At 73.8% G+C, this 17632-nt stretch carries 17 protein-coding genes; 7 read left to right on the plus strand and 10 right to left on the minus strand.

Annotated elements, in window-relative coordinates; genetic code table 11:
* Positions 1–74: 74 nt before the first annotated feature.
* The 4 genes from E4198_RS21875 to E4198_RS21890 all read right to left on the minus strand — a co-directional run bounded on the left by E4198_RS21875 (position 75) and on the right by E4198_RS21890 (position 6007).
* Positions 75–2006 carry a GAF domain-containing protein gene (locus E4198_RS21875; protein ID WP_136184660.1) on the minus strand — a complete coding sequence of 644 codons (1932 nt, stop codon included), beginning with the start codon at positions 2004–2006 and terminating at the stop codon, positions 75–77.
* A gap of 94 nt (positions 2007–2100) precedes the next feature.
* Positions 2101–3501 carry an MFS transporter gene (locus E4198_RS21880; protein ID WP_136184661.1) on the minus strand — a complete coding sequence of 467 codons (1401 nt, stop codon included), beginning with the start codon at positions 3499–3501 and terminating at the stop codon, positions 2101–2103.
* A 103-nt stretch (positions 3502–3604) separates the two neighbouring features.
* A complete protein-coding gene (locus tag E4198_RS21885) occupies positions 3605–4390 on the minus strand; it encodes a 3-hydroxybutyrate dehydrogenase (RefSeq protein WP_136184662.1) in 786 nt (261 codons plus the stop codon).
* A gap of 195 nt (positions 4391–4585) precedes the next feature.
* On the minus strand, positions 4586–6007 hold the full coding sequence (locus E4198_RS21890; protein ID WP_247597970.1) for a tannase/feruloyl esterase family alpha/beta hydrolase: 1422 nt from the start codon (positions 6005–6007) through the stop codon (positions 4586–4588).
* Between the two features lie 330 nt (positions 6008–6337).
* On the opposite strand from E4198_RS21890, the gene E4198_RS21895 reads away from it, so the two are divergent.
* Together E4198_RS21895 and E4198_RS21900 are read left to right on the plus strand one after the other, a co-directional pair.
* Positions 6338–6901 carry a hypothetical protein gene (locus tag E4198_RS21895; RefSeq protein WP_136184663.1) on the plus strand — a complete coding sequence of 188 codons (564 nt, stop codon included), beginning with the start codon at positions 6338–6340 and terminating at the stop codon, positions 6899–6901.
* A gap of 98 nt (positions 6902–6999) precedes the next feature.
* Complete coding sequence (locus E4198_RS21900; RefSeq protein WP_136184664.1) at positions 7000–7971, plus strand: peptidoglycan DD-metalloendopeptidase family protein; 972 nt, start codon at positions 7000–7002, stop codon at positions 7969–7971.
* Here E4198_RS21900 and E4198_RS21905 read toward each other — a convergent pair.
* The gene (locus E4198_RS21905; protein WP_136184665.1) at positions 7916–8662 is read right to left on the minus strand and encodes a hypothetical protein; all 747 of its coding nucleotides are present in this window, start codon (positions 8660–8662) and stop codon (positions 7916–7918) included. The genes E4198_RS21900 and E4198_RS21905 overlap by 56 nt on opposite strands.
* Positions 8663–8766: 104 nt before the next feature.
* Here E4198_RS21905 and E4198_RS21910 point away from each other — a divergent pair, with 104 nt between their 5' ends.
* Positions 8767–9132: a DUF1801 domain-containing protein gene (locus E4198_RS21910; RefSeq protein WP_136184666.1), complete on the plus strand. Its 366-nt coding sequence runs from the start codon at positions 8767–8769 to the stop codon at positions 9130–9132.
* 42 nt (positions 9133–9174) lie between these two features.
* On the opposite strand, the gene E4198_RS21915 is transcribed toward E4198_RS21910, so the two are convergent.
* Complete coding sequence (locus E4198_RS21915; RefSeq protein WP_136185545.1) at positions 9175–9333, minus strand: SAM-dependent methyltransferase; 159 nt, start codon at positions 9331–9333, stop codon at positions 9175–9177.
* A gap of 92 nt (positions 9334–9425) precedes the next feature.
* Positions 9426–10661 (minus strand): protein kinase, encoded by a 1236-nt coding sequence (locus E4198_RS21920; RefSeq protein ID WP_136184667.1) that lies wholly within the window; start codon positions 10659–10661, stop codon positions 9426–9428.
* Positions 10662–10915: 254 nt separating this feature from the next.
* Here E4198_RS21920 and E4198_RS21925 point away from each other — a divergent pair, with 254 nt between their 5' ends.
* Positions 10916–11620, plus strand: a complete 705-nt coding sequence (locus tag E4198_RS21925) for a flavodoxin family protein (RefSeq protein ID WP_136185546.1) — start codon at positions 10916–10918, stop codon at positions 11618–11620.
* Positions 11621–11655: 35 nt separating this feature from the next.
* Here the strand turns inward: E4198_RS21925 and E4198_RS21930 are convergent, their stop codons facing one another.
* Complete coding sequence (locus tag E4198_RS21930; protein WP_136184668.1) at positions 11656–12330, minus strand: AIM24 family protein; 675 nt, start codon at positions 12328–12330, stop codon at positions 11656–11658.
* 92 nt (positions 12331–12422) lie between these two features.
* On the minus strand, positions 12423–12710 hold the full coding sequence (locus E4198_RS21935) for an acylphosphatase (RefSeq protein WP_210732879.1): 288 nt from the start codon (positions 12708–12710) through the stop codon (positions 12423–12425).
* Between the two features lie 150 nt (positions 12711–12860).
* Here E4198_RS21935 and E4198_RS21940 point away from each other — a divergent pair, with 150 nt between their 5' ends.
* Together E4198_RS21940 and E4198_RS21945 are read left to right on the plus strand one after the other, a co-directional pair.
* Entirely contained in the window at positions 12861–15203 is a 2343-nt protein-coding gene (locus E4198_RS21940; RefSeq protein ID WP_136184669.1) for an MMPL family transporter, read from the plus strand.
* Between the two features lie 47 nt (positions 15204–15250).
* Positions 15251–15748, plus strand: coding sequence for a peroxiredoxin (locus E4198_RS21945; RefSeq protein WP_136184670.1), 498 nt, complete (start codon positions 15251–15253; stop codon positions 15746–15748).
* A gap of 57 nt (positions 15749–15805) precedes the next feature.
* Here the strand turns inward: E4198_RS21945 and E4198_RS21950 are convergent, their stop codons facing one another.
* Positions 15806–16663, minus strand: a complete 858-nt coding sequence (locus tag E4198_RS21950; protein ID WP_136184671.1) for a class I SAM-dependent methyltransferase — start codon at positions 16661–16663, stop codon at positions 15806–15808.
* 186 nt (positions 16664–16849) lie between these two features.
* On the opposite strand from E4198_RS21950, the gene E4198_RS21955 reads away from it, so the two are divergent.
* Entirely contained in the window at positions 16850–17617 is a 768-nt protein-coding gene (locus E4198_RS21955) for a PIG-L deacetylase family protein (RefSeq protein ID WP_136184672.1), read from the plus strand.
* The last annotated feature ends 15 nt before the right edge of the window (positions 17618–17632 follow it).

Genomic DNA, 17632 nt, shown 5'->3' on the forward strand with positions numbered 1-17632 from the left:
GGGACGGCGTGGGACGGCGTGGGACGGGCGGGACACGGCGGCGGCCGGTCAGGCGCCCCGGGCCCGGCCCGGCCTCAGAGATCCTGGGCCAGGTGGTGCAGTCGCAGTGCCAGCTGGATCTCCAGTGACCGGGCGGGGGCGTTCCAGTCCTTGCCCAGCAGCCGTCCGATGCGCTCCAGCCGCTGCACCACCGTGTTGACGTGGATGTGCAGCGCCGTCTTGGTGCGGGTCAGGCTGGCACCGTGCACGAAGTACGCGTCCAGCGTGCGCACCAGTTCGGTGCCGCGCCGCGCGTCGTAGTCCAGCACCGGCCCCAGCGTGTTCCGCACGTATCCGGCCAGGTCGGCCTGGTCGCCGAGCAGCACGCCGAGGAACCCCAGGTCCGGAAGGGCGGCGCCGTTCCCGGTGTGGCCGAGTGCCAGCAGCGCGGACAGGCACCGCTGCGCCTCCTCGTGCGCCGTGGGCAGCGAGCCGGTTCCGTCGCCGGTGCCCGGCTCCGCGGCCGCGCCCGCCGCGCCCACGGTGACCGGCGAACCGAGCGCCTTGCCCATTTCCGCCGCCATCTCCTGGGCGCACCGGCCGGGGGCCTTCGACGGCACGGCGAGCACCACGTGGTCGTGGTGGATGCCCGCCAGCCCGCCCCGGGTGCGGGCGCTCTGCGCCGCCGCCGACAGCAGCCGCTGCCGGGTCGCCGCCTCGCCGTGCGCCACGAGCACGGCGTGCGGCCGTGACAGATGGACGCCGACCCGGCGGGCGCGTGCGGCCAGTGCTCCGCCGTCCCCGGTCGCGGTCAGCAGGTCGTACAGCAGTTCCGCCCGCACCCGGTCCTCGGTCTCCGCGGCCGAGCGGCGCAGCAGCAGGAGCAGTGCGGTGACGATCCCGGCGCGTTCGAACAGCAGCCGGTCGGTGTCCGGCAGGTCCGGCCGGCCGGTGAGGGCGATGCTGCCCAGCAGCTCCGGGCCGGCGAGCACCGCGCACACCCAGGTACCGGCCGCGGCCTCGACGGGGACGGCCCGCCCACTGGTGCGGGAGGCGGCCACCCCGTCGACCGGCGGCGTCAGGGGCGCCGTCCCGGTGCGGGCCAGTTCGGTGCCGTCCGCGTCGTGGATGAGGATGCCGCCGTCCAGCAGGGCGGCGATCCCGGCCGCCACCTCCGTGGCGTCGGCGCCGCGCAGCACCAGGTCGGTGAGATGGTCGTGGGCCTCCTCGGTGCGGTGCATGGCCTGGTTGTGCGCGCGGATGGTGTCGTTCGCCGCGCCCAGGTCGCCCAGCGCCGTGCGGGTCTCCTCCAGCAGCCGCGCGCTGTCGATGGCGATCGCCGCATGGTCGGCGAGCGAGGAGAGCAGCGCCACCTCCTCGCGCGCGAAGCGCCGCGGCGTACGGTCCGCGGCGTAGAGCACGCCGATCACGCGGGAGCCCAGCCGCAGCGGCACGCCGAGGATGGCCCGCAACCCCTCGTCGAGGACCGCGCCGTCGATGGTGTCGGTGTGGTGGAAGCGGTTGTCGGCCTGGTAGTCGTCGGTGGCGTACGGCCGTGCCGACTGGGCGACGAGTCCGCCCAGCCCTTCGCCCATCCCCAGCCGGACCTGCTGGAAGGAGGCGGCGACCGAGCCGTCGGTCACCCGCATGTACGTGTCGCCGGCCGTTTCGTCGTTCAGCGACAGGTAGGTGATGTCGGTGCCGAGCAGCAGCTTGGCGCGGTGCACGATGGCCCGCAGCACCGCGTCGAGGTCGCGCAGCGCGGCGAGGTCGCTGGCGGTGTCGAAGAGGGCGGTCAGTTCCGCCTCTCTCACCCGGTGCTGGCTCAGGGTCCGGCGGATGCGCAGCGCCACCCGGGTCGCCTCGTCCACCTCGGCGAGTTCGGCGGCCGAGGCGCCGTCGGCACGTGCCTGGGCGGCCGGGCGGGCGAAGTCCTCGGCGGGGGCGTCGGCGGCGAGCAGGTCGAGCAGCGTGCGCAGGGCGTCCTGGGTTCGGGGGGAGCCGGAGGCTGTCACGGTGGGGAGCATACGGGGTGCTTTCCAGCGGGCTGTCGAGGTGACCGCGCCCCTCCCGGGAGTGCCGGAGAGGGGCGCGGAGGGGCGGGTGTGCCCGCACGATGTGTCAGCCGGACACGGAGGCGGACCCGGCGGTGGCCTTCACCTCTCCCGAGTCGTCCCGGACGCCGGTGGTGCGCAGGTCCTTGGTGAGGTCCCGGCCACGGGTCTCCCGGCTCGCGAGGACCACCGCCGCGGTGACCACCGAGGCGAAGGCGAGGTAGAGGGAGACCGGCACCGAGGAGCCGAACGCGTCGAGCAGGGCGACCGCGATGAGCGGAGCGATGGAACCCGCGATGATCGAGGCGACCTGCGCGCCCATCGAGGCGCCTGTGTAGCGCACCTTGGTGTCGAACATCTCGGAGATGTACGCGGCCTGGGGGCCGTACATCGCGCCGTGGAACAGCAGACCGATCGTCACCGCGACCGTGATGGCCGCGAAGGACTCGGTGTCGAGCACGGGGAAGAACAGGAACGCCCACACCGCCATGCCCAGGCCGCCGATCGCGATCACCGGGCGCCTGCCGATCCGGTCGGACAGCGCCCCCCACAGGGGGATGGTGACGAAGTGGACGGCGGAGGCGATCAGCACCGCGTTGAGCGCCGTCGACTTGTCCAGGCCGAGCTGGGTGGTGATGTACACCACCAGGAACGAGGTGATGATGTAGTACGAGATGTTCTCACCGAACCGGGCGCCGATCGCGGTGAGGACCTCGCGCCAGCTGGACCGGAAGACCTCCACGACCGGGGCCTGCTCGTCGCCGCCGGTCTCCTTCTTGATCTCCGCAGCCTTGCGCTGCGCCTCCAGGAAGACCGGCGATTCGCTGACCACCAGCCGAATCCACAGGCCGACGACGACCAGCACGCCGGACAGCAGGAACGGGATGCGCCAGCCCCAGGCGAGGAACGCCTCGTCTGTCTGCACGGCGGCGAGCACTGCCAGAACGCCGGTGGCGAGGAGGTTGCCGCCGGGCGCGCCGGACTGCGGCCAGGAGGCCCAGAACCCGCGCCGTTCCGGCCCGCCGTGCTCGGACACCATCAGCACGGCGCCGCCCCACTCGCCGCCCAGGGCGAAGCCCTGGACCAGGCGCAGCAGGACCAGCAGCGCCGGCGCCAGCGCGCCCACGGTCGCGTGCGTCGGCAGCAGGCCCATTGCGAAGGTCGAGCCGCCCATCAGCAGCAGGCTGACGACCAGCAGCTTCTTGCGGCCGATCTTGTCGCCGTAGTGCCCGAAGACCAGACCGCCGATTGGGCGGGCCGCGAAGCCGATGGCGAACGTCGCGAACGCCAGCAGTGTGCCGACCAGTGGCTCGTTCTCCGGGAAGAACAGCTTGTCGAAGACGAGCGCGGCGGCCAGGCCGTAGAGGAAGAAGTCGTACCACTCGATGGTGGTGCCGATGATGCTCGCGCTGATGACGCGGCCGATGCGGGTCTTGTCTCTGACGTCCGGCTGCGGGGTTGCTGCCATGGGAGGTTCACCACTCTTCGCTGGGTGGAGCTGAACGGGGACGGTGGAGCGGGTGCGGGGACGGGATGGGGGACCGGGAGGATCGGCGGTCGCGACGGTGTCGTCAGTGGGCGGTCCAGCCGCCGTCGACGGGGAGTGAGGCACCGGTGAGGTAGCCGGTGTGCGGGCCGCAGAGCCACACCGCGATGCCCGCGACCTCCTCCGGCTCGATCAGCCGCTTGATCGCCGAGCGTTCCAGCATCACCTCGCGCACCACCTTCTCCTCGGGGATGCCGTGCGCCTCCGCCTGGTCCGCTATCTGGCCCTCGACGAGCGGGGTGCGCACGTAGCCCGGATTGACGCAGTTGCTGGTCACGCCGTGCGCCGCACCCTCCAGGGCGGTGACCTTGCTCAGCCCTTCCAGAGCGTGCTTCGCGGCGACGTAGGCGGCCTTGTACGGGCTGGCGCGCAGGCCGTGCACGCTCGAGACGTTCACCACCCGCCCCCACCCCTGCGCGTACATGTGCGGCAGGGTGCGGCGCAGCAGCAGGAAGGGCGCGGTGACCATCACCTTCTGGATCTGCGCGAAACGTTCCGGGGGGAACGCCTCCAGCGGGGCGACGTGCTGGAGGCCGGCGTTGTTCACCAGGACGTCGACCTCGGACGGGAGCTGTTCCAGCGCCCCGGCGTCGGCCAGGTCCACGGCGTGCGGCCGGCCGCCGGTGTCCTCCGCGACCGCCTTGGCGGCCTCGGCGTCCACGTCCACGACGTGCACGTCCGCCCCGGCTGCCGCCAGCGCGCGGGCGACGGCCCGCCCGATGCCGCTGCCGCCGCCGGTCACCATGGCGGTGCGGCCGGAGAGGTCGGCGGCGGGGGGCGCGGTGGCGCCCGCGTCGAATCGGCTTGTCATGGCGTGAACGGTAGGGACGCGCGGCGGCCACGCCTACAGGTGGGGTCACCACAGTGACGCCCGTATATGTGGTGGTCACCCACACTGCACTTCGAGGGGTGACGTGCCGGAGCGGGCCCGCCGGGGTGGGCGGGCCCGCTCCGGGGCACGACGGGCTGCGGCCGGGGGCCGCAGCCAGGGTTCGCCGGAGGATGGTCAGTCGGCGGCGTCCAGTCGGCAGGAGGCCGTCAGCTCGTCGCGGTCCGCGCCGGCGGGCCGCTCGATGGTACGGCTGCGCGGGGGCCGGGAGTGCCCGTCGAGCCAGCCGTCCAGCGCGGCGAACGAGGAGCGGAAGCAGGGCTCCAGCGGCCGGAGCCGCTCCGGGTAGGTGTCGAACAGGCCGTCGACGTGGGTGCCGTCCTCGACGCGGTAGTACCGCAGCAGGTCCCCGCGGCCGGCCTCGTGCACCATGCGGGCGTAGACGTCGGAGGACCGGCTGATCGGCAGCAGCACGTCCAGCGTGCCGTGGAAGGTGATCAGCGGCCGTCCGATCCGGCCGGTCAGCCCGATCCGCTCCACCGCGCGGTGCACGTGGTGCGGGCGGTCCGCGTACGCGTAGTCGGTGTCGCAGCCGGGGCCGGAGCCGGGCGGGCAGAACGGCGTGCCGGCCTCGCGGTCGCCGTCGTACGCGGGGTCGAACTCCTCCCGGTAGATGCGTTGGGTGATGTCCCAGTAGAAGTCGTGGTGATACGGCCAGAGGAACTCCGACCCGGCCGGGAACCCGGCGTCCACCATGCGGGCGTGTGCCTCGTCGGCCCCTTCGCCGCCGGCCGCGTAGTCGGGGTAGGCGCGCAGCGCGGGCGGCAGGAAGGTGAACAGGTTCGGTCCCCGTCCGGTCTCCGTCCGGTCGCGGCCGTCGGCGCGCCAGAGTGTGCCCTCCCAGTCCACGCCGCCGTCGTAGAGCCACGGCCGGTTCTCCAGCTGCCAGCGCACCAGGTAGCCGCCGTTGGACAGCCCGGCGGCGAGCGTGCGCTCCGGCGGCCGGTGGTAGCGCTGGACGACGGCCGCGCGGGCTGCGCGGGTCAGCTGGGTGACGCGGTGGTTCCACTCGGCCACGGCGTCGCCGGGGCGGCGGCCGTCCCGGTAGAACGTGCCGCCGACGTTCCCCTTGTCCGTGGAGGCGAATGCGTAGCCGCGCGACAGCACGTGGTCGGCGATGGCCCGGTCGTTCGCGTACTGCGCGCGGACCCCCGGCGCGCCCGTGACGACCAGCCCGCCGTTCCAGTCGTCGGGGAGGCGGATCACGAACTGCGCGTCGTGGTCCCAGCCGTGGTGGGTGTTGCCGCTCGAGGAGTCCGGGAAGTAGCCGTCGATCTGGATGCCGGGGACGCCGGTCGGCGCGTCCGTGCCCGACGCCGTCAGCCCCGCCCAGTCCGCGGGCACGGTGTGGCCCGACTCCACGGTCCCGGCCGTAGTCAACTCGGCCAGGCAGGCGGCCTGCTGGTGTGCGGCACCGGGGACGTGGACGCGGTGCAGGCGGTCGCAGTGGCCGCCCCCGCGCCCCTCGGACCCGGCGGGGGATGCGGCGGCGGGGGAGAGGAGGCCGCCGCACAGCAGCAGGCCGGCCGCGGCCGCCAGCGGTGCGGTGTACGTGCCGCGGCGGCGCCGGTCCGCGGCGCCTCCGCGTCGGGACCACGGGGCGCGCCGGGGGCGGCCCGGTCGGGGCGGTCTGGTGGGTGTGGGCGGCACGGCGGCCTCCGGCTGTCGGATCGTCAGGGCGCCGGACACCGTACGGAGGCCGGCACCGCGGCGACATGGTGCGGGGCACCACAATCGGCCGCTCGACGGTGGTTTCCGCAGGGATGTGCCTCGCCGGGGCCTTGCACGCGCGTAGATCTCGGGCATCATCAGACACGACGTGTGCACGACAACGTGCGCGCGACGTTCACTTCGCTGGAGGAACCCCCCATGAGCGTGTCTCGCCTCCGCTCCGGCCTGGGCGCCGTCGCCCTCGCCTGCGCCCTGGTCGCCGCCCCGGGCGTCGGCCTCGCCACCGCCGCCGAGACCGCGGCTCCCACCACCGCGACGGCCGCCCCCGCACCGGCCGCGCCCACCCTCGCCGCCACCAAGCTCTCGCACTCCGACGCCGCATCCCGCTTCAGCTCCTCCGGGATCACCTGGTCGTCCACCGGCGGCTGTTCGGACCGCAACACCCCCACCTGCACCTCGTTCTCCCAGATCAACCTGGCCACCGTGCAGGGCGCCCAGACGCTCAAGAGCGCCAGCGGATGCGCCCTCCACATCACCGGCGGCACGGAGACCGGCCACGCCGGCGGCACCTACAGCCACTGGAACGGCTACAAGCTCGACTTCCGCCCCACCAGCTGCGTCAACGGCTACATCACCGGCACCTTCACCTACATCGGCGACCGCGGTGACGGAGCGGCGCTGTACGAGGCCGCCTCGGGCAACATCTACGCCCGCGAGAGCAACCACTGGGACGTCACCTTCTACAACTGCGGCGGCTGCTGAGCCGTCCGCCCCTCCCCGGCGAGCGCGCCGGACAGGCCCCGCGCGGCCCGTCCGGCGCGCCCCGCGTCCAGGTCACCCGGAGGTCCGGCGACTGGGCCATGGGCACCGCGGTCCTCGCGACCGAACCCGGCTCCGCACCCCTGCCCCAGGGCTGGCTGTTCCTCGCCGAACGCGACGACGGACGGTGGACCGCCGCCCTCGAGGGCGAGCGGGCCTTCGCCGCGCTGGCCCGCCGGGCAGAGGCTCGCGGAGCAGCGGACGGGTGGGGGACGTACGCCGCCGGGGGCGACTTCCGTACCGGCATGGCCCTGCCCACGACCGCCGGCCGCTCCACGTACATGACCAGCGGACCACACGGCTGGTCCGGCGCCGCAGCCCCGTGGAGCTCCCTCGACTTCGCCGGCGGCGACGAGGCCGTGCGCGCAGCCCGCCAGGGCACCGCCTACACGATGTGCCGCGGCTGGATCCGCGTCGTCCACGACCGCGGCTACGCCACCGACTACTACCACCTGTGGAACCACATCGACGCCGACGGCGCCCCCGTGAACACCGGCACCTACCTCGGCGACACCGGCACGGACGTCACCTGCGGCGGCTCCGCCACCGGTCGCCACGTGCACTTCGCGCTCCGCCAGAACGGCGACTACGTCGGCGTGGCCGGCCACGCCCTGGGCAGGTGGGTGTTCTTCAACGGCGGCGGCGCCTACCAGGGCCACGCCCTGATCGGCAGCCGTCAGGTCGGTCCCGGAGTCGCCCTCCACCACCACGGCGCCCTCGGCTTCACGCAGGGCGTCATCGACACCTTCGGCGGCACCCACCTCAACAAGCGCACCGGCCCGGGCACCGGCCACGGGCTGGCCGGAACCGTCGCCGACGGCGCCACGGTGGACATCGCCTGCTCGGCCGACGGCACGTCGCACACCGGGCGTTACGGCACGACGAGCCTGTGGAACCGCCTCTCGGACGGCACCTGGGTGAGCGACGCCTACCTGTGGACCGGTGTGAACGGCCCCGTCAACGGCTGGTGCCAGACGGCCCGTCCGGACGGTCTCCCGGGGGCGGCGGCGTGACGCGATGCCCGATGCGGCGGCGTGGACGTGTCCGCCGCGCCCGGGGGACCGGCGGGCCCTGCCGGGTGTGCCGCGTCTCCTCGCCGCGGCAGAACAGGCAGGCCGTGACGCCTGTCTCCTCCGCCGTGGGATCCAGCGGCGCACCTGGGTGCCGTGCGCACCCCGAAGTCCCCCGCGGCCGGGACAGCTCGCGGGCCGTGACGAACGCCCGGTGGACCGCCTGCGCGAGCCGGGCGAAGTCCTCGTCGGGAGAGCCGTGTCCGAGGTCGAGCAGAAGTTCGCAGACCCGCCGCATCGCCTCGCCCAGCGCCTCCCGCGTGAACGGCGGGGCCGGTGCCGGGTACCGCTGACCGAGCGCGCGGCCGGTCTCCACGCCGGGGACCGACGGGTCGCCGATGCGCCGGTTCCGGTTGCACAGCAGGCAGCGTGTCCAGCCCTCCGGGGCCAGCGGATCCACGGGACCGTCGGGGTGCACGTCGCACCCCGTACGGGAGCGGGTGGGCTCCAGCTCCCGCGCGACCAGGAACACGTTCCACAACCGGTCGGCCACGTCCTCGTACTCCGCCGGACCGGCTTCCCCGCCCAGCGCCCGTACCCGGTCGTCCACGCCCGGCACCGTCCGGTTCAGCTCACCCAGCAGGTACGGCCGGTTCGCCGGCACCCGCCGTCCGGAACGTCGCTCTTCATCCACCCCGCCAGCCTACCGACGCCCGTCTCCGCAGGGTCGTCACCGGCCCGGTGACGACCCTGCGCGGGCGGGGGCCGTTGTCGGTGCGGGCTCCTACACTCCCGGTCATGGCCCAGAGCAGCGCGCCCGACGTCGACACCTACCTCGCCGAAGCCCCCGCGGAACGCGGTGCGGCCCTGCAGCGCCTGCGGGACCTGTGCCGCAGCGAGCTGACCGGCTTCACCGAGACGATGGCCCACGGCATGCCCTGCTACCAGCGGGGCGACACGGCCGAGTTCGCCTTCGCGAGCCAGAAGCGGTACCTGTCCCTCTACGTCGTCCGCGGCGACGTCACCGACGCGTTCGCCGACCGCCTGGCCGCCCACGACATGGGCAAGGGCTGCCTCCGCTTCCGCACCCCCGACCACATCGACTGGCCCCTCGTCCGCGACCTCCTCCGTGCCACGGCCGCCACCCGAGGCCCCATGTGCTGACCCGTTTTCCCCCGGCCCGAGGGCGGAACAGGCCTGTGCGGCCTACGGCTTGCGGGCCAGGCCGCCGTAGGCGTCGACGGCGGCCGGGGACTCCGCCTCGGGGTCCGGCCGCCATGCGGTGACGGGGACGACGCCGGGCTCGACAAGGTCGAGGCCCTCGAAGAAGCCGGCGATCTGCTGTTCCCTCCCGGCTGTCGTCAGCCATCCGTCGAACCCCTCCGCCTCTCAACTGCTGTGACCGCGACCAGACGTGCACACCGGAAGCCCGATGTGCACGACATTGCGCCGCTCACTCACCGTCTGGGGAGGAAGCGGGAGAGGACGACGTCGAGCTGGGCCGCCCACTGCTCCAGCTCCCACGTGTTGCGGGTGCTCACTCGGCTCACTGTCTGCGCGCCGTTCGTGAGGTGGAGGACGAGGGTGAGGACGTGGCTGGAGCCCTGCGGGTCGCGCCGGTGCTGGGCGAATCGGATGTGCTGCCAGGCGAGGTGGGTGCTCCGGCCGTGCGCGGTGAACGAGACGCCGTGGGCGTCGGCGACGATGTCGTTCTTGCGGTCCATGGCGAGGAACTCCGGCTCCCCGGCCTCCCCGCCGGGCATCCCCGGCGCGCCCGGACGCGGCTGCGCAGGGTGGCCGGGCTGCCCGGGAGGCGCCATCGGGGCCGCCGGGCCGAAGCCGCCCGGGCCCGGCGGCGGCATCTGCGCCGGGTGCTCCGGGCGACCGGCCTGGGCGGGCGGCGGCGCGTACCAGCCGGGGCCCGGTGCCGGGGCGACAGGCGGCATCGGCGGCGGGGCGGGCGCCTGCGCGGGTACCGGAGGGGCTCCCGCGGGCCGCCGGGCGGCGACCGGCGCGACCGGCGCGGGTTCCCCCGCCTGCGTCTGCGTCTCCGGCGCGAGAGCCGCGATCAGCGCCTCCGGGGCAGGGCGGCGAGCCGGCTCGTCGTCCAGGCACGCCTGGACCGCTGCGCCCAGCGCCGCCGGCACCCGCGACGTGTCACCGCCGCAGGCCGCGAGCAGCAGGCCGCCGAGCGCCCGCACGTCGTCCGCGGCCGCCGCGGCGTCGTCGCCACCGGGGGCCGGCCGCAGCCCGAAGTCCCTCACGCACGGGCCGTCGTCGGCCATCAGCACGTCGCTGGCCTTGAGACCGCCGTGCGCGAGGCCGCGCGCGTGCACCGACCGGAGGGCGTCCGCGACGCCGGTGCCCAGGCGGCGCACCTCGTCCTCCCCGAGGGCGCCCCCGGAGGCGAGGAGTTCGGCCAGCGACGGACCGGGCACGTAGGGGGTGGCGAACCACGGGGTGTCGGCGTCCGTGTCCGCGTCCAGCACCGGCGCGGTGTGGAACCCGCCGACGCCCCGCGCCGCCCCGACGGCCGCGCGCAGCCGGTCGTCGGCCGCCTCGTCCCGCGCCGCCCCGGAGTGCAGCACCTTGACGGCGACCGCCCTCCCCGCAGCCGTCCGCGCGAGGTGGACGGTGCCCAGAGCACCCCGTCCGAGTTCGCGCTCCAGGACGTACGTTCCGATCTGCTGCACGCTGTTCACCCTCCGGGACGGTCGGTCCGACGATGATCCCAGGTCGCCCGAACGTCCCGGCACGGTGGTGCGGTCCCGCGCGCACGATCGGCCTGTACCGGTTGCCGCCCCCGGCGCGGGCCAGCAGGCTGGGCCCGGAGGCCGGCGCCACCGGGCGGACGGCTGCCGCCGAACGGAGGTCAGGCGTGGGGCACGACGACTCGGGCACGGGCGTGGGGGCGGCTGCGGGAGCCGACGAGGCCGACGCGGAGGCGGTGCGCCGGTTCACCGGCCTGCACGCGCTCTTCGTCAACGCCACCCTCAAACGGTCGCCCGAGGTCAGCAACACCGGAGGGCTGATCGACCTCAGCGCGGGCATCATGCGCCGCTACGGCGTCGAAGTGGACACGATCCGCGCCGTGGACCACGACATCGCGACCGGCGTCTGGCCGGACATGACCGAGCACGGCTGGGCGGCCGACGCCTGGCCGGACCTGTTCCCCCGGGTGCTGGCCGCCGACATCCTGGTGCTGTGCGGACCCATCTGGCTGGGCGACAACAGCTCGGTGATGAAGCGCGTCGTCGAGCGGCTGTACGGCTGCTCCAGCCTCCTCAACGACGCCGGGCAGTACGCCTACTACGGCCGCGCCGGCGGATGCCTGATCACCGGTAACGAGGACGGCGTCAAGCACTGCGCGATGAACGTGCTCTACAGCCTCCAGCACCTGGGCTACACGATCCCGCCGCAGGCCGACGCCGGCTGGATCGGCGAAGCCGGACCCGGGCCCTCCTACCTCGACCCCGAATCCGGGGGACCCGCGAACGACTTCACCAACCGCAACACCACGTTCATGACGTTCAACCTGCTGCACACGGCGGCCATGCTGCGCGCCGCGGGCGGCGTCCCGGCCTACGGCAACCGCCGTACCGAGTGGGACGCCGGCTGCCGCCCCGGCTTCGAGAACCCCGAACACCGCTGAGGCCGCTCCCGCCCGCGCCGACCACGGGTGTGCCGTCAGGCCGCCTGGCCCGCGGGACGGGTCTCGCTGGGGCGGACGACGACGAAGCCCTCGCCCTCCAGCTTGAGCTGGACCGCTTCGCCCGACCCGCCGCGGATCATCGAACCGATGCTCTGCGAGCGGTGCAGGGAGGTGTGCAGCGCCGCGCTCCAGCCCACCACCGCGTCGGTGTCGACGAAGACCGGCGCCTGCGGCGACACCGGGATGACGATCGGGTCGCCGTCGCACACCACGCCGAGCCGGCCCTGGCCGGTGAAGAGGCAGTTGAAGAGGCCGCCGCCCGCCATGCCCGCGCCCTTGACCATCTTGATCTCGTAGCTCAGCGAGGCGTCGAAGCAGAGCACGTTCCGTCCGTTGACGGTGAGCGCGTCGCCGTGAGCGAAGTCGACGATGAAGCAGTTCGCGCCCTGGTGCGCGAACCACGCCTCGCCCTGCCCGCGCACGGCCATCAGCGCCAGGCCCTCGCCGGTGACCGAGCGTTTGATGAAATTGCCGACCCCCTGACTCTGCCTCTCGAACTGGAGGTTCCCGCGGAAGGCGATCATCGCGCCCTGCCGCGCGTAACACTCCCCGTTGACCGCGTACTTGAGGGACTTGGAGTTCTGTCGGGTCATCCCGGGCGCGGTCGCCGGCTGCGCCATGTTCTCGGAGGCGAAGAGCTCACTCTGCATGTCCGGATCCTCCCCCGGAAACCCTGCTTCCGCCAAGGTGTTCCGCTCGTCCCACCGCGCGTACGCCCCCAGCCGGAGCGCGTGCCGGTCCGTCACCGCGCTCCGCGCGGGGTGGGCCGGACCTCGAAGTCCGGCAGGCCCTCGGGCTCGGCCTCCGAGACCCGCACGTCCGACACCCGTGCCGCCGGCGGGCCCTGCCGGGCCCACGCCACGAGCCGTTCCACCGCGTCCGAGTCGCCCTCGAAGTGCGCCTCGACCGTGCGGTCCGGGAGGTTGCGCACCCAGCCGCGCACCCCGTGCTCGACCGCCGCCGCCCGGCAGTCGTTGCGGTAGTAGACGCCCTGGACCTTCCCGGAGACGATCACGCGCTTGCTGGCCATGGCGGCCTCCCCGTCCTTCCGCTGCCGGTCTCCCCGCCATCGTAGGTGCGGGCGGGGACCCCGCACGGCCCGTCGCGGCCGCGGCCCGGGGCACCACCCGGCCGGCCGTCACCGGGTGCCCGGTGCGCAGGGCGGACCTACAGTACGAGAGTGTCCACCGGTCGCCCCGCGGCGCGAAGAAGGCCCCCGGCACCACCCCGGAAGGGGCGGCTGCGGCGGCTGGGGGAATGGTGCGCCCGGCACTGCGTCGTCGTGCTCCTCGGATGGCTCGCGGCCGTCGGAGGGCTGCACGCCGCGCAGAGCGCGTTCGGCGGGTCGTACGCCGACGACTTCACTCTCTCCGACTCCCAGTCCCAGCAGGGTCTCGACGTCCTCCGCGCACACCAGCCCGACCGCGGCGGCCAGAGTTCCCTCGTCGTGCTGCACGACGGGCAGCAGCTCTCCCGGCACCAGCAGCAGGTCGCCACCGTCGTGAAGAACCTCGGCGGGCTGCCGCACGTGCTCTCCGCGCAGAACCCCCTCACCGCGCCGGAGCCCCAGGCCGACGGCACTCCGTCCGCCCCGCTCAGCCCGGTCTCGCCCAACGGCAGGACCGCCTACGTCACAGTCACCTTCGACGAGAACCCGGCCTCGCTCGGCGACGGCTACCTCGACGGCGTCGACGACGCCGTCGAGCCGCTGCGCCAGGCGGGTGTGCAGGTCGAGTACGGCGGCTCGCTCGGCGAACTGGCCCGGCCCGAGGTGGCCGACCTGGCCAGTGAGTCCATCGGCTACGGCGTCGCGGTGGTCGTGCTGCTCATCGGATTCGGCAGCGTCCTGGCCGCCGCCGTCCCGCTGGTCGCCGCCCTCGCCGCGGTGCTGGTCGGGCTCAGCGTGCTGGGACTGATCGCGGCCACGACCACGTTCGCCCAGGTCTCGCCCACGCTTGCCACGATGATCGGCCTGGGCGTGGGCATCGACTACGCGCTCTTCCTCCTCACCCGGCACCGGCAGGACCTGATGGACGGCGCCGACCCGGTCGCCGCCGCCGGTCGCGCCACGCACACCAGCGGCCGGGCCGTGCTGGTCTCCGGCACCACCGTGATCGTCGCCCTCGCCGGCCTCAACGCCTCCGGGGTGGGCTTCATCGGCAAACTCGGGGCGGCCGCGGCGGTCACCGTCGTCACCGCCGTGCTCGGTGCGCTCACCCTGGTGCCGGCCCTGCTCGGACTCGCCGGCCGCTCCCTCGACCGCTTCCACGTGCGCACTCCGGTGGCCGAGGCCGGCGCGGACGCGTCCAGCGGCTTCTGGCACCGGTACGCACTCCGCGTCGGGCGGCGTCCGTGGCGGTATCTGGCCGCCGGCCTCGTGGTCCTGGCCGTGCTCACCGTGCCGCTCTTCTCGCTGCGCCTCGGCCACATCGACGACGGTGCCGACCCCACCTCCTACACGGACCGGCGGGCGTACGACCTGGTCACCGACGCCTTCGGGGCCGGCGTCAACGGCCCGCTGACGGTGGTCGTCGACCAGAGCGGGGTCGTGGGCGGCAACCGTTCGGGTCTGGAGAACAAGGTCTCCTCCGCTCTCAAGGGCCTGCCCGGCGCTGCCGCCGTCAGTACCCTGCAGCCCACGCAGGACGGCGACGTGCTCACCGCCACGGTCATCCCCGCCGAACGGCCGCAGAGCGCCGGCACCACCGACCTGGTGCACCGCCTCACCGACACCGTCCTGCCGCAGGCCGTCGCCGGCACCGACGCACAGGGGTACGTCACGGGCACCACCGCGGGCCAGACCGACTTCCGCGACATCGTCGCCGAACGGCTGCCGCTGATCATCGCCGTCGTCGTCGGTCTCGCGCTGCTGATCATCCTCACCGTCTTCCGCGGCGTCCTGGTGGCGGTCAAGGCGGCCGTGCTCAACCTGGTGTCCATCGGCGCGTCGTACGGCGTCGTGGTCGCCGTCTTCCAGTGGGGCTGGGGCGGGCCCGCGCTCGGGGTGTCCGGCACCGTCCCGGTGGAGAGCTACGTCCCGATGATGATGTTCGCCATCGTCTTCGGGCTCAGCATGGACTACGAGATCTTCCTGCTCTCCCGCGTCCACGAGGCATGGCTGCGCACCGGCGACAGCAGAGCGAGTGTCGCGCACGCGTTGGAGATCACCGCACGCGTCATCACGTGCGCCGCGCTGATCATGGTGAGCGTGTTCGCCGCGTTCGTGCTCAGCAGCAACATCGTGGTGAAGATGCTCGGCCTCGGGCTCGCCGTGAGCGTCCTGGTCGACGCGACGCTGGTACGGCTGCTGCTGGTGCCCGCGGTGCTCAACCTGCTGGGCAGCCGCGTCTGGTGGGCGCCGCGATGGCTGGACCGCGTGCTGCCGCACGTCCACGCCGAACCGCAGCCCGCGCCCGACGACGGCGCCACCGACGACGGCGGCGCGCCGGGCGGCGACGACGGCCCTGCGGTCCGGAAGTCCGGCCCCGGGGGCCGGACGGGAAGTGACCCGCCGGTAGCGTGACGGAGGGCGCCCTGCCGGGCGTCTGCCCCGCACCTCCAGGAGTCCACATGGCGAAGCCCGCCGAGACCGGCGGCCCGGCGCCGCAGTTCAGCCTGCCCGGCGGCGTCCTGCGCGGCGAAGGGCCCGAAGCGGCCTTCGTACGCGCCGACTACACCGTCGACGGGGCACCGGGACGTCCACTGGTGCTGGCCTTCTACCCCGGCGACGACACCGCCGTGTGTACCAAGCAGCTGTGCTCCTACTCCTCCGGACTGGAGCGCTTCGAGGAACTCGACGCGAGCGTCTGGGCGATCAGCCCGCAAGGCGTCGACAGCCACGAGCGGTTCGCCCGCAAGAACGACCTGCGGATGCCCCTGCTCGCCGACACCGACGGCACCGTCTCCCGCGCGTACGGCGTGGCCGCGCCCGGCATCGGGCTGCGCCGGTCGGTGTTCCTCGTCGCGCCGGACGGCACCGTCGCCTGGAAGCACGTGGCGCTGCTCGGCATGACCTACCAGGACGTGGACACCCTGACCGCCCGGCTGGCCGCGCTCCGGGCCGGTTGAGCAGCCGGCCCGCCCGCCCCGGGCGGCTCGCAGCCGGGGCGGAACCGGGCGGACGTCTCAGGCAGGGCTGCCGCTGGGCTCCCCGTCTCCGTCGGGGGTCTGCGCCCGTTCCTCGCTCTTCCCGGCCGCCTCCACCGGCGCCGGGAGCGTGACCCGGATCTTGGACTGCTTGTGCGGCAGGTCGTCCCAGTCGTCCATCGTGCGCGCGGCCAGACCGTGCTTCTCGGCCAGCGCGATCAGGGTGGCCGGGCGGAAGTAGAAGTCCTCCCGCAGCACGTCGTGCTCCGTGCCGTCGGTGCGGTTGTAGGTGAAGTCGAAGAACCCGCCCGGCGCCAGCAGCCTGCCCACGTGGCGGAAGCAGTCCTCGATGACGTGGACCGGCGAGTGCGAGAAGACGCTGTGCGCGTGCACGACCCGGAAGCGGCCCCCGGGCAGGTGCGCCAGCCGCATGTCGTCGACCAGCGTCATGTGCGGCAGCTTGTCCTGGAGGTTGTGGTCGACCACCGTCTGCTGCGCGGCGAGCAGGATGTCGGGGGAGATGTCCACACCGTAGTAGTGGCCGGTCTCCAGGTAGTCGATGAAGTGGCGTCCCGCGCGGAGGTTGCCGCAGCCGATCTCCAGCATGTGGTCACCGGGCTTCAGGCCGTGCCCGACCAGGTAGTCGAACTGCATCCTGCCCAGAGCGTTCCACCGCTCCTGCGACGGCGTGCCGACGGCGCCGAGCGGGTTCCGCGCGGTGTCGGACTTCATCACGGCGCGGTAGTAGGCGATGTGGTTTCCGCCGGACCGACGCTGGAGTCGCCAGTCCCGCAGGTGCCGGCGGAGGTACGGCACGACGCGCTGAGGGTGGCGGGCGGCGTAGCGCAGGCGGTGCGCCAGCGAGGAGCGGTTGTGGGAGGGGACGGCGGTGGGCATTGCTACGGGGTCTCCTGCGTCTGACGGCTGGTCCGGGGGAGCCGGCGGCCGGGCGTGCCCCGGCGCATGACGGCCGTGATGTCTGTGATTGGGCATTTTCCCCGCTCGAAACCCGTTTGGCGATAGCGTGCGCAGGATGACCGAGCCTTTGAGTGATGCGGCGCAAGCGGTTGACGGAGGGACGCGATGAGCCAGGAGGACGCCGTCGTCGGCGAGCAGGTACGGCAGCTGGAGCCGATGCCGCGGGACTGGTCCCGTGCGCTGGCGGTGGTCGCACACCCCGACGACCTGGAGTACGGTGCGGCCGCCGTCGTCGCCGAGTGGACCGCGGCCGGCCGTGAGGTGACGTACCTGCTGGTCACGCGCGGCGAGGCGGGCATCGACAGCATGGCGCCGGAGGAGGCCGCCCGGGTCCGCGAGCGCGAGCAGCGGGCCAGTGCCTCGGTGGTGGGGGTGCGCGAGGTGGAGTTCCTGGACCACGCCGACGGAGTGATCGAGGAGGGCATGGCGCTGCGCCGCGACCTCGCGGCAGCGGTGCGGCGGCACCGGCCCGAGCTGGTGATCACCCTCAATCACCACGACACCTTCGGCGGCACATGGTGGAACACGCCGGACCACCGGGCGGTGGGGCGCGCGGTGCTGGATGCGGTCGGCGACGCGGGGAACCGGTGGATCTTCCGTGAGCAGCTGGAGGAGAGCGGGCTGGAGCCCTGGGGCGGCGTGCGCTGGGTGGCCGTGGCGGCCTCCCCGCACGCGACGCACGCCGAGGAGGTCTCGGAACGATCCGTGGAGCTGGCCGTCGCCTCGCTGGCGGAGCACCGGGCGTACCTGACCGTGCTCAGCGACGAGGAGCCGGAGGCGTACGCGCGGAGGTTCCTCGGCGAGGCGATCAGCGGTGTCGCGGGCAGCTTCGGCGGCCGGCGCGGCGTGTCGTTCCAGCTCTACCCGCGCTGAGACCGGGCCGGCGTC

Origin of the sequence: Streptomyces sp. RKND-216, from assembly GCF_004795255.1 — a bacterium.
Taxonomy (GTDB): Bacteria; Actinomycetota; Actinomycetes; order Streptomycetales; family Streptomycetaceae; genus Streptomyces; species Streptomyces hazeniae.

Bases quoted from the DNA above. Each gene is read 5' to 3' on its own strand.
- E4198_RS21875 (WP_136184660.1), bottom strand. From the start codon at position 2,006: ATGCTCCCCACCGTGACAGCCTCCGGCTCCCCCCGAACCCAGGACGCC.
- E4198_RS21880 (WP_136184661.1), bottom strand. From the start codon at position 3,501: ATGGCAGCAACCCCGCAGCCGGACGTCAGAGACAAGACCCGCATCGGC.
- E4198_RS21885 (WP_136184662.1), bottom strand. From the start codon at position 4,390: ATGACAAGCCGATTCGACGCGGGCGCCACCGCGCCCCCCGCCGCCGAC.
- E4198_RS21895 (WP_136184663.1), top strand. From the start codon at position 6,338: ATGAGCGTGTCTCGCCTCCGCTCCGGCCTGGGCGCCGTCGCCCTCGCC.
- E4198_RS21900 (WP_136184664.1), top strand. From the start codon at position 7,000: ATGGGCACCGCGGTCCTCGCGACCGAACCCGGCTCCGCACCCCTGCCC.
- E4198_RS21910 (WP_136184666.1), top strand. From the start codon at position 8,767: ATGGCCCAGAGCAGCGCGCCCGACGTCGACACCTACCTCGCCGAAGCC.
- E4198_RS21930 (WP_136184668.1), bottom strand. From the start codon at position 12,330: ATGCAGAGTGAGCTCTTCGCCTCCGAGAACATGGCGCAGCCGGCGACC.
- E4198_RS21935 (WP_210732879.1), bottom strand. From the start codon at position 12,710: ATGGCCAGCAAGCGCGTGATCGTCTCCGGGAAGGTCCAGGGCGTCTAC.
- E4198_RS21945 (WP_136184670.1), top strand. From the start codon at position 15,251: ATGGCGAAGCCCGCCGAGACCGGCGGCCCGGCGCCGCAGTTCAGCCTG.
- E4198_RS21950 (WP_136184671.1), bottom strand. From the start codon at position 16,663: ATGCCCACCGCCGTCCCCTCCCACAACCGCTCCTCGCTGGCGCACCGC.
- E4198_RS21955 (WP_136184672.1), top strand. From the start codon at position 16,850: ATGAGCCAGGAGGACGCCGTCGTCGGCGAGCAGGTACGGCAGCTGGAG.